Genomic DNA, 1,191 nt, shown 5'->3' with positions numbered 1-1,191 from the left:
GACTGCTTAGTCCATGATTTTTGATACAACGCCTGCACCTACGGTACGGCCACCCTCACGGATAGCGAAACGCAGACCTTCATCCATTGCGATTGGAGCAATCAAATCAACAACAAATTTCAGGTTATCACCAGGCATAACCATTTCTACGCCTTCTGGCAATTCTACGGCACCCGTTACGTCCGTTGTGCGGAAGTAAAACTGTGGACGGTAGCCTTTAAAGAATGGCGTATGACGGCCACCTTCGTCTTTGCTCAGTACGTAAACTTCCGCTTCGAATTTGGTATGCGGAGTAATTGTACCTGGCTTCGCCAATACCTGGCCACGCTCTACGTCGTCACGCTTGGTACCACGCAACAAGGCACCAATGTTCTCACCTGCACGACCTTCGTCAAGCAGTTTACGGAACATCTCAACACCCGTTACGGTTGTCTTGGTGGTGTCTTTCATACCAACGATTTCACACTCGTCGCCTGTACGCACGATACCGCGCTCTACACGACCTGTGACAACGGTACCACGACCTGAAATCGAGAATACGTCTTCGATTGGCATGATGAACGGCTTATCGATGTCACGCTCTGGCTCTGGAATGTAGTTATCCAGTGCGTCAGCTAATTCAACAATTTTCTTGCTGAACTCCTCGTCGCCTTCCAGCGCTTTCAGTGCTGAGCCCTGAACTACCGGCAGGTCGTCGCCCGGGAAGTCATATTCTGACAACAGTTCACGAACTTCCATTTCTACCAGCTCTAACAGCTCTTCGTCGTCTACCATGTCACATTTGTTCATGAATACAACGATGTAAGGAACGCCTACCTGACGTGAAAGCAGAATGTGCTCACGAGTCTGTGGCATTGGGCCGTCAGTTGCCGCTACTACTAAGATTGCGCCGTCCATCTGCGCTGCACCGGTGATCATGTTTTTAACATAGTCAGCGTGCCCTGGGCAGTCTACGTGTGCGTAGTGACGAGTTGGCGTGTCATACTCAACGTGTGACGTTGAAATGGTAATGCCACGCTCTTTCTCTTCTGGCGCGTTATCGATGGCTGCGAAGTCTTTCGCCGCACCACCATAAACTTTTGCCAAAACAGTTGTGATAGCAGCAGTTAGTGTTGTTTTACCGTGGTCAACGTGACCGATGGTGCCGACGTTTACGTGCGGCTTCGAACGTTCAAATTTTTCTTTAGACAT

General features: G+C 49.9%; 1 protein-coding gene. It reads right to left on the bottom strand.

Going from position 1 to position 1,191, the window contains the following annotated elements:
• Positions 1-6: 6 nt before the first annotated feature.
• On the bottom strand, positions 7-1,191 hold the full coding sequence (gene tuf / locus Q5L94_RS13260) for an elongation factor Tu (RefSeq protein WP_317498843.1): 1,185 nt from the start codon (positions 1,189-1,191) through the stop codon (positions 7-9).

The sequence above is a fragment of the Idiomarina sp. Sol25 genome (assembly GCF_033052775.1).
Classification (GTDB): Bacteria; Pseudomonadota; Gammaproteobacteria; order Enterobacterales; family Alteromonadaceae; genus Idiomarina.
This window is presented reverse-complemented; position numbering and strand designations above follow the sequence as displayed.